At 73.3% G+C, this 9,785-nt stretch carries 9 protein-coding genes; 3 read left to right on the forward strand and 6 right to left on the reverse strand.

Annotated elements, in window-relative coordinates; all coding sequences use genetic code 11:
- Positions 1-149 precede the first annotated feature (149 nt).
- The 5 genes from ACF053_RS09520 to ACF053_RS09540 form a co-directional block, all read right to left on the reverse strand.
- Entirely contained in the window at positions 150-1,034 is an 885-nt protein-coding gene (locus tag ACF053_RS09520; RefSeq protein ID WP_391953344.1) for a prohibitin family protein, read from the reverse strand.
- A gap of 209 nt (positions 1,035-1,243) precedes the next feature.
- Complete coding sequence (locus ACF053_RS09525) at positions 1,244-2,074, reverse strand: MBL fold metallo-hydrolase (protein WP_391953345.1); 831 nt, start codon at positions 2,072-2,074, stop codon at positions 1,244-1,246.
- Complete coding sequence (locus tag ACF053_RS09530) at positions 2,071-2,952, reverse strand: NUDIX hydrolase (protein WP_391953346.1); 882 nt, start codon at positions 2,950-2,952, stop codon at positions 2,071-2,073. The genes ACF053_RS09525 and ACF053_RS09530 overlap by 4 nt, the downstream gene beginning before the upstream one ends.
- 361 nt (positions 2,953-3,313) lie before the next feature.
- On the reverse strand, positions 3,314-3,787 hold the full coding sequence (locus ACF053_RS09535) for a RidA family protein (RefSeq protein ID WP_391953347.1): 474 nt from the start codon (positions 3,785-3,787) through the stop codon (positions 3,314-3,316).
- The gene (locus ACF053_RS09540) at positions 3,784-3,942 is read right to left on the reverse strand and encodes a DUF4177 domain-containing protein (protein WP_019992579.1); all 159 of its coding nucleotides are present in this window, start codon (positions 3,940-3,942) and stop codon (positions 3,784-3,786) included. The genes ACF053_RS09535 and ACF053_RS09540 overlap by 4 nt, the downstream gene beginning before the upstream one ends.
- 82 nt (positions 3,943-4,024) lie before the next feature.
- Between ACF053_RS09540 and ACF053_RS09545 the strand changes: the two genes are divergently transcribed.
- Positions 4,025-4,990, forward strand: coding sequence for an ArsA family ATPase (locus ACF053_RS09545; RefSeq protein ID WP_391953348.1), 966 nt, complete (start codon positions 4,025-4,027; stop codon positions 4,988-4,990).
- Positions 4,987-6,387 carry an ArsA family ATPase gene (locus ACF053_RS09550; protein ID WP_391953349.1) on the forward strand — a complete coding sequence of 467 codons (1,401 nt, stop codon included), beginning with the start codon at positions 4,987-4,989 and terminating at the stop codon, positions 6,385-6,387. The genes ACF053_RS09545 and ACF053_RS09550 overlap by 4 nt, the downstream gene beginning before the upstream one ends.
- Positions 6,388-6,596: 209 nt before the next feature.
- On the opposite strand, the gene ACF053_RS09555 is transcribed toward ACF053_RS09550, so the two are convergent.
- Positions 6,597-6,941: a WhiB family transcriptional regulator gene (locus ACF053_RS09555; RefSeq protein WP_058940833.1), complete on the reverse strand. Its 345-nt coding sequence runs from the start codon at positions 6,939-6,941 to the stop codon at positions 6,597-6,599.
- Positions 6,942-7,399: 458 nt separating this feature from the next.
- Between ACF053_RS09555 and ACF053_RS09560 the strand changes: the two genes are divergently transcribed.
- Positions 7,400-9,646: a transglycosylase domain-containing protein gene (locus ACF053_RS09560; RefSeq protein WP_391953350.1), complete on the forward strand. Its 2,247-nt coding sequence runs from the start codon at positions 7,400-7,402 to the stop codon at positions 9,644-9,646.
- Positions 9,647-9,785 lie beyond the last annotated feature (139 nt).

Consider the following 9,785-nt stretch of genomic DNA (forward strand, 5'->3'; position numbering starts at 1 on the left):
GGGAGGACCCCCGGGCCCCGGGCCCGCGGCCCCCCCCACCGGTGGGCCCGGGCGGCGCCCCCCGCGCGGGGCCCGGGGCCCCCCCCCCCGGGCCCCCCCCGGGCGGGCGCCCCCCCCCCGCCGGCCCGGGGGCGCGCCGGCCGGACGGGTCAGCCCTTCTTGCCGTCCACGATCACCGGTGTGCCGCTCCCGCCGCCGCACGGCACGGCGTAGACCGGGTTCTTGGCCGCGGCGTCCCGGTAGGCGTCGATGCACTGGTTCATGAGGACCTTGTCGGTGAGCGAGTTGTTGAGGATCTTGTTCGCCCGGGCGATGCCCTCGGCCTCGATGCGGCGCCGCTCGGACTCCGCCGTCGCCGTGCGGGCGGCCTCCTGGGCCCGCTCGGTGGCCTGCTGCTGCTGGATCTTGCGGTCGATCTGGTCCTGGAGCTGGTCCGACGGCTTCACGTTCCGCAGGTTGACGGTCGTCACGTCGATACCGCGCGGCGCCAGCCGCTCCTTGATCAGCACACCGATCTCGGCGTTGATCTTCTCGCGGGCGGAGGTGTAGCCCTCCTCGCTGGTGTAGCGGGCGAAGACGTTGCGGACGATCTCCCGGCTGTCCGGGAAGACCAGCCGCTGCTGGATGGACGCCTCGTTGCCGGCGAGCCGGTACAGCTCCACGGCCTTCGACGGCTTGACCGCCCACTTCACGGTCAGCTCCGCGTACATCACGCCGCCCTGCGTGGAGCGGACCTCGACGACGTCCTTGTCGGAGAGGTTCAGGTCGACCGGGCGCGTGGAGAAGCTCGTCACGTGGGTGAACGGCGAGACGACGTTCACGCCCGGGTGCATCGGCGTACCGACCTTGCCGAACGTCACCGGCACGCCGACCTCGTACGCGCTGACGATGTGCAGACAGCTGGCCAGCCCCGCGCACAGGGCCGCCAGCAGCGCACCCACCGCGCCCAGCCGGAAGGCCGGGCGTTCCTGGGCGCGCCCGACGAAGAACAGCACCACCGCGGCGACGAGCAGCAGGATGGACAGGACGAACACGTGGGCCCCCCGGGGTCCGGACTACGGATGTAAAGGGAGCGTAAAGCACGGCGTGTCGGCTGTACTCGGGCGGGCTGTTGCGGATTCGTACCGACTTCGCGACGCAGGGCCGTCGTGACGCCGCGGCACGGTGCGCTCTACCGGCTACCGCCCGGGCGTCCGTCGTACCGCGGACCGCCCGGGCGTCGTGCCGCCGCGACGGCAGGGCGTCAGATCAGGCCGTGCTCGGAGAGGTACTCCAGTTGCGCCCGCACGGACAGCTCCGCCGCGGGCCACAGGGACCGGTCGACGTCGGCGTAGACGTGCGCCACGACCTCGGCCGGGGTCGTGTAGCCGTCCTCGACGGCCGTCTCGACCTGGGCGAGCCGGCTGGCCCGGTGCGCGAGGTAGAACTCCACGGCGCCCTGGGCGTCGTCGAGGACCGGGCCGTGGCCGGGGAGCACCGTGTGCACGCCGTCGTCGACCGTCAGGGAGCGCAGCCGCCGCAGCGAGTCGAGGTAGTCGCCGAGCCGTCCGTCCGGATGGGCCACGAGGGTCGTGCCGCGGCCGAGGACGGTGTCCCCGGTCAGCACCGCGCGGTCGGCCGGCAGGTGGAAGCTGAGCGAGTCCCCGGTGTGGCCGGGTGTCGCCACCACCCGCAGCTCCAGCCCGCCGACGGCGACGACCTGCCCGGCGGACAGCCCCTCGTCACCGAGGCGCAGCGCCGGGTCCAGGGCGCGTACGGAGGTCCGCGTCAGTTCGGCGAAGCGGGCGGCGCCCTCGGCATGGTCGGGGTGCCCGTGGGTGAGCAGGGTCAGCGCGACGCGCTTGCCGAGGCTCTCGGCGGTGTCGCGCACGGCGCGGAGGTGGCCCTCGTCGAGGGGGCCGGGGTCCACGACGACCGCGAGCGGGGAGTCGGGCTCGGAGAGGATCCAGGTGTTGGTGCCGTCCAGGGTCATCGCGGACGGGTTCGGCGCGAGGACGTTCACGGCGCGGTCGGTGGCGGGACCGGAGACCACGGCTCCGCGCGGCTGGCCCGGGAGGGCGGCGGCGTCGGTCACAGGTCACCTCCGGCGCCCGGCCCGGGCACCTGCCGGGTGAACTCGTCGTGGCCGGGCCAGCTCAGCACCACCTCGTCACCTTCCAGTCTGGCGCGCGCCAGCACCGGCGTCAGGTCCTGGCCGCGTGCCGCGTCCAGGGCGGCGAGCGGCGAGTCGTACGGCGCGAGGCTGCGCAGCGTCGCGATGGTGGGCGGCATCATCAGCAGGTCGCCCCGGTCGTACCCGGCCGCCGCGTCCGCCGGGCGGATCCAGACGGTCCGGTCGGCCTCGGTGGAGGCGTTGCGGGTGCGCTGGCCGGTGGGGAGGGCGGCGACGAAGAACCACGTGTCGTACCGGCGCGGCTCGAACTCCGGCGTGATCCAGCGCGCCCAGGCGCCCAGCAGGTCGGAGCGCAGGACGAGGTCGCGCCCGTCGAGGAACTCCGCGAACGACAGCTCCCGCGCCACCAGCGCCGCCCGGGCCGCCTCCCAGTCGTCGCCGGTGGTGTCGCCGACGACCGTGTCGGGCGTGGACCCCGCGAGCAGGACCCCGGCCTCCTCGTACGTCTCCCGCACGGCCGCGCAGACGACAGCCTGGGCCTCGGCGGCCGTGGCGACGCCGAGACGGGCGGCCCACTCGGCGGGGCTCGGGCCGGCCCAGCGGACGGGGTGCTCGTCGCGCGGGTCCACGGAGCCGCCGGGGTAGGCGTACGCGCCGCCCGCGAAGGCCATGGAGGCGCGGCGGCGCAGCATGTGCACCTCGATGGCGGCGGCCCCACCGGCTTCGCGCAGCAGCAGCACGGTGGCGGCGCGGCGGGGCGCCACGGCCGTCAGCTCACCGGCCGCGAGGGCGCGGATGCGGTCGGGCCATTCCGGTGGGTACCACTGACCATTCGGCATGGCCGGAGCCTATGACGATCTGTCCGGATGTTCGAGGGCCCACCGGTCCCCGGCCCCGGCCGGCCACGGCCCGGCCCCGCGGACCGGGGCGGTCGCCGGGCCGATCCGGGCCCGCGGACCGGGTGGAGGCCGGTCACCAGCCGGGCCGCCGGGCGGAGAGCCCGCGGACCGAAGCCGGCCCTACGGACCCAAGCCGCCCTCCCGGACCGAAGCCGGATCCACCGACCCGTCATCGGGTCCGGGGCCGGGCTCACGGACCCGGTACCGGGCCCGCGGACCGAAGCCGGAGCCGGGCCGGCGGACCGGATCCGGGGCCGCCGCGCGGCCCGACGGCGACGACCGCGAGGGGCCCGGGCGGGGTTCAGTCCTCCGGCAGGAGCTCCACCTGGAACTCGACCTCGACGGGCGCGTCCAGCGGCAGGACCGCCACGCCCACCGCGCTGCGCGCGTGGACGCCGCGGTCGCCGAGGACGTCGCCGAGCAGCTCGCTGGCACCGTTCAGCACGGCCGGCTGGCCGGTGAAGTCGGGTGCCGAGGCGACGAAGCCGACGACCTTCACGACCCGCGCGATGCGGTCGAGGTCGCCCGCCACGGACTTCACCGCGGCGAGGGCGTTCAGCGCGCAGACGCGGGCCAGGTCCTTGGCCTCCTCCGGCGTGACCTCGGCGCCCACCTTGCCGGTGACCGGAAGCTTCCCGTCCACCATGGGCAGCTGGCCCGCGGTGTACACGTACACGCCGGACCGGACGGCCGGCTGGTACGCGGCCAGCGGCGGCACGACCTGCGGCAGCGTCAGGCCGCGCTCGGCGAGCGCGGCCTCGACGCGCCCGGTCACGGCTTCTCCCGCTTCAGGTACGCCACGAGCTGCTCGGGGTTGTTCGGGCCGGGGACGACCTGGACGAGCTCCCAGCCGTCCTCGCCCCAGGTGTCCAGGATCTGCTTGGTCGCGTGCACGAGAAGGGGCACGGTCGCGTATTCCCACTTGGTCATGGGGCCGACTGTATCCGCTCGCCGGCGCCGCCCCGGGGCAGCCTCCTGCGTGGGCTCCCACGGCACTCGTTACGCTCGCTGTGTGAGCAGGCTCCAGGTCGTCAGCGGCAAGGGTGGTACCGGTAAGACGACGGTCGCCGCCGCCCTCGCGCTCGCCCTCGCGGCGGAGGGCAAGCGGACCCTCCTCGTGGAGGTCGAAGGCAGACAGGGCATCGCACAGCTCTTCGAGACGGAGGCGCTCCCGTACGAGGAGCGCAAGATCGCCGTCGCACCGGGCGGCGGGGAGGTGTACGCCCTCGCCATCGACGCAGAAAGGGCGCTGCTCGACTACCTCCAGATGTTCTACAAACTGGGGGCCGCCGGCCGCGCCCTGAAGAAGCTCGGGGCGATCGACTTCGCGACGACGGTGGCCCCGGGCGTCCGGGACGTCCTCCTCACCGGCAAGGCGTGCGAGGCGGTGCGCCGCAAGGACCGCGAGGGGCGCTTCGTCTACGACCACGTCGTCATGGACGCCCCGCCGACCGGCCGCGTGACGCGCTTCCTGAACGTGAACGACGAGGTGGCGGGGCTGGCCCGGATGGGCCCGATCCACCACCAGGCGCAGGCGGTGATGCGGGTCATCAAGTCCCCGCAGACGGCCGTCCACCTGGTGACCCTCCTGGAGGAGATGCCGGTGCAGGAGACCGCCGACGGCATCGCCGAGCTGCGCGCCGCGGAGCTGCCGGTCGGCGACGTCTTCGTGAACATGGTGCGCCCGCGCCTCCTCGACGAGGACGCGGTACGGGCCGCCGCCGGCGACCACCGCGAGGGCGTCGCCCGGGCCCTGGCGGCGGCCGGGGTGGCCCACCCGGAGGAGCTGGTCGGGCCGCTGCTCGGCCAGGCCGCGGAGCACGCCCAGCGGGTCGGGCTCGAACGGGAGCAGCGCGAGGTGCTGGCGAAGCAGCAGGTACCGACGCACGAACTGCCGCTGCTCGGCGAGGGCGTGGACCTCGCGGGGTTGTACCACCTGGCGAAGGAACTGCGGAGGAACCTCGGGGTGAGCGCATGACGGCCGCCGGATCCACACCGAAACCGACACCGGCCGGAACGTCGGTGCCGACCACGGCGCCGGCACCGGCCGGGGCCTCGTCCGCGGCGCCGGCCACGGAACCGACCCCGACCCCGACCCCGCCGGCGCCCGCGCACCGGCGACTGGAGGTCGACCGGCTGCTGGACGACCCCGCGACCCGCATCGTCGTGTGCTGCGGCGCCGGCGGTGTCGGGAAGACGACGACGGCGGCGGCGCTGGGGCTGCGCGCGGCCGAGCGGGGCCGCAGGGTGGTCGTGCTGACCATCGACCCCGCGCGGCGGCTGGCGCAGTCGATGGGCATCGAGGAGCTGGACAACGTCCCCCGCCGGGTGGCGGGCGTCGGGACGGACGCCGGCGGCGAGCTGTACGCCATGATGCTGGACATGAAGCGCACCTTCGACGAGATCGTCGAAGCGCACGCGGACGCGGAGCGTGCCCGCGCGATCCTGGCGAACCCCTTCTACCAGTCCCTGTCGGCCGGCTTCGCGGGCACGCAGGAGTACATGGCGATGGAGAAGCTGGGCCAGCTGCGGGCGCGCGACGAGTGGGACCTGATCGTGGTGGACACGCCGCCGTCCCGGTCGGCGCTGGACTTCCTCGACGCGCCGCGGCGGCTCGGGTCGTTCCTGGACGGCAAGCTCATCAAGGCGCTGATGGCGCCGGCGCGGGTGGGCGGCCGGGCGGGCATGAAGTTCCTCAACGTCGGCATGTCGATGATGACGGGGACGCTGGGCAAGCTGCTGGGCGGTCAGCTGCTGCGGGACGTGCAGACGTTCGTGGCGGCGATGGACACGATGTTCGGCGGGTTCCGCACGCGCGCGGACGCCACGTACCGGCTCCTCCAGGCGCCCGGGACGGCGTTCCTGGTGGTCGCCGCGCCCGAACGGGACGCACTGCGGGAGGCGGCGTACTTCGTGGAGCGGCTGGCCGCGGACGACATGCCCCTGGAGGGGCTCGTGCTGAACCGGGTGCACGGCAGCGGGGCCGCCCGGCTCTCCGCGGAGCGGGCCCTCGCCGCCGCGGAAAATCTTGACGGGGGCCGCATTGTGGATCAGGGGGGCGGGCAGACTCGTCTCGGTGGCCCGACGGCCACCTCCCCCGAGGCCCCCGCACCCGAACCGACACCCGGCGTTCCGCCTGCCGTGGCGGAGTTGACGTCCGGGCTCCTGCGCCTGCACGCGGAGCGAATGCAGGTGGTCGCGCGTGAGCAGCGGACACGCGACCGCTTCACCTCGCTCCACCCGGACGTGCCCGTGGCCGAGGTGGCCGCCCTGCCCGGTGACGTCCACGACCTCGCCGGTCTGCGCGCCGTCGGCGACCGCCTCGCGACGCAGGGCCCGGCGTCCGGCGACACGCCGGTCGACACGACCATCTGACGCACCGGCAGCACCCCGAGTCGCAGGGGGACGACCGGGCGGTCCGGTGCCACGACGGCACGGCGGCGACCGGGTGGGTCCGACGGTACGAAGACGCACGACGGCGTGGCGGCCGCACGACGGCGGTCGCAGCCGCACGACGGCGGTGGCAGCCGCACGACGGCGTGGAGTGGGCGCGCGGCGTGGGCGGAGCGGCGTGGCGACGCGGCTCAGCCGACCGCCGCGTACGTCTCGTAGGTCTCGTCGTCGTCCAGTGCGACGGGCAGGATGCCCGCGCTGCGCTCGTACTCCGTGCGCGCGGTCTCCAGGAGCCGCCGCCACGACGTGACGGTCGGCCGGCGGCGCAGCAGGGCGCGGCGCTCGCGCTCCGTCATGCCGCCCCACACGCCGAACTCGACGCGGTTGTCCAGCGCGTCGGCCAGGCACTCGGTCCGCACCGGACACCCGGTGCACACCGCCTTGGCCCTGTTCTGCGCCGCTCCTTGTACGAACAGTTCATCCGGATCCGTAGTGCGGCAGGCCGCCTGCGCACTCCAGTCAGCTACCCAGCCCATGCCGGCGCCGTCCTCTCCCGAATCGAGGCTCCCCCACGGCGGCAGCGGCATATTCACCGCTGCCAGTTGAGGACGTTACGGAAGGTGGGGACGGCGCAACACCCCCTTCGGGCCCAATCTTGAATGGCCCGAACGGACTATGCGTCAGCAGCAGATCACCCAGGGGAGTGAGCGATAGACATACAAGATGAAATTCTTGAATCAGGGCATTTCCCCCACGCCGCGCCGGGCACAACCTGACACACATCACGAAAACGGGCAGCGATCGACGCGGGTGCCGAACGAGGGGGGTGGGCTCGGGCGTAGTACCAGGGGGTGGCGCCGTGCACGTGCGGAGGGGAGTGCGGGGGGTGCGGAGAGGATGCCCTGACCGCGTCACGCGACGGCTGTGACGGTTGTGACCAGCTTAGGCCAAGGCATATACACGTGTCCGGCGATTGAGAACGTAGGCTTCGTCCATGCCACAGAACCGCTCGGGCGGGGGTCTGACCGCGACCCAGCAGGCCGCCAAGTTCCTCGGTGTCAGCGTGCTCTCCGGAGTCGTCCTCGCCGGCATCGCCATGCCCGCGGCGGGTGCCCTGGGCCTCGCGGCCAAGGGGACGGTCCAGGGGTTCGACGAGATCCCGGCCAACATGAAGAGGCCACCGCTGAGCCAGCGCACCCAGATCCTCGACTCCGAGGGCGGGCTCATCGCGACCGTCTACTCGCGCGACCGCAAGGTGGTCCCGCTCGAGGACATCTCGCCGTACATGCAGAAGGCGATCGTCGCGATCGAGGACTCGCGCTTCTACGAACACGGCGCCGTCGACCTGAAGGGCGTCCTGCGCGCGGTCAACCGCAACGCCCAGGAGGGCGGGGTCGCCCAGGGCGCCTCCACCCTGACCCAGCAGTACGTCAAGAACGTCTTCGTCGAGGAGGCCGGCGACGACCGCGACAAGTTCGCGCAGGCCACCCAGCAGACCCTGGGCCGCAAGATCCAGGAGCTGAAGTACGCGATCCAGGTGGAGAAGGAGCTCGGGAAGAAGACGATCCTCGAGAACTACCTCAACATCACCTTCTTCGGGCAGCAGGCGTACGGCATCGAGTCCGCCTCGCAGCGCTACTTCTCCAAGCGCGCCAAGGACCTCACCCTGGGCGAGGCGGCCATGCTCGCCGGCCTCGTCCAGTCGCCGAGCCGGTACGACCCGGTCAACGACGCGCAGGAGGCCACCAAGCGCCGCAACACCGTCCTGGAGCGCATGGCCACCGTCGGCGACATCAGCCGCGCGGAGGCCGATCGGGCGAAGGCCGAGCCGATCAAGCTGAACGTGACCCGGCCGAAGAACGGCTGCATCACCGCCCGCGACGGCGCCGGCTTCTTCTGCGACTACGTCCGCGAGGTCTTCCTCTCGAACCCGGTCTTCGGCAAGTCCCGCGAGGAGCGCGCCAAGGTCTGGAACCGCGGCGGCCTCACCATCCGCACCACGCTCGACCCGCAGGCGCAGAAGTCCGCCCAGGACTCGATCAGGGAGCACGTCAACCAGGACGACAAGGTCGCCACGGCCATCACCATGGTCCAGCCCGGCACCGGCAAGATCCTGGCGATGGGCCAGTCCAAGCCCTACGGCTTCGACAAGGACGAGACCCAGATCAACTACTCGGTCAACAAGGGCATGGGCGGCTCCAACTACGGCTTCCCGACCGGTTCGACCTTCAAGCCGTTCGTCGCGGCGGCCGCCCTGGAGCAGGGCAAGCCGGCGTGGCAGGTCTACCCGTCGCCGTTCAAGATGCCGTACCCGGACTCGGTGCAGTCGTGCAGCGGCACGCCCTGGCGGAACGTCGGCGGCGACACCGTCGAGAACGAGAACGAGTCGGAGGTCGGCCCGTACGACCTCCGGGACGCCATGGCGAAGTCGGTCAACACCTACTTCGTGCAGATGCTCGGCGAGATCGGCATGTGCCCGGTCGTGGAGATGACCGACAAGCTGGGCGTCGTCATGGGCGACGACAAGAAGCTGCCCGAGAAGCCGTCCGCGCTGACCCTGGGCTCCCAGGGCATGTCGCCGCTGACCATGGCGGGCGCGTACGCGACCTTCGCCAACCGCGGCACGTACTGCACCCCGACGGCCATCGAGTCGATCAGGACCACCGAGGGCAAGAACCTGCGGGTGCCGCGCTCCAAGTGCCAGCGCGCCATGAGCGAGCGCACCGCCGACACCATCAACACCCTGCTGCGCGGCGTGATCGACTCCGGTACGGGCCAGGAGGCCGGCCTGGAGTCGCGTGACAGCGCCGGCAAGACCGGTACGACGGACAGCCGGCGCAACGCCTGGTTCGTGGGCTACACGCCGAACCTCTCCGGCGCCGTCTGGGTGGGCAGCCCCACCCAGGAGGTGAAGATGGAGTACATCACCATCGGCGGCCGGTACCACGACAAGGTCTTCGGCGGCCGGGTCCCCGGCCCGATCTGGAAGGACGCCGTGGCGGGCGCCCTGGAGGGCCACCCCGCGCCTGACTTCGCCAGCGTCCCGATCAGCGGCCCGCAGCCGCCCCAGGTCCCGGGCAAGCCCGGCGACGACAAGCCGGGACGCACGGGCGGCGGCGGCAACGAGCCCTTCCCCGGCATCTCCTTCCCGTCGGACCTGCTGAGCGGCGGGAACGGGAACGGGAACGGCAATGGCAACGGGAACGGGAACGGCCGCCCGGGTGGCGGCGGCGACCGCTGACCGACCGACGTGGGGGGGGGGGGGCCCCCCCCCCGGGGGGGGCCCCCCCCCCCCCCCCCCCGCCCCCCCCCCGGCCCCCCCCCCCCCCGCCGGCGGGGGGGGCGCGGGCCGCCCCCCCCCCCCCCCCCGCCGGCGGCCC

The organism is Streptomyces kanasensis (genome assembly GCF_043077165.1).
In the GTDB taxonomy this organism is placed as follows: Bacteria; Actinomycetota; Actinomycetes; order Streptomycetales; family Streptomycetaceae; genus Streptomyces; species Streptomyces changanensis.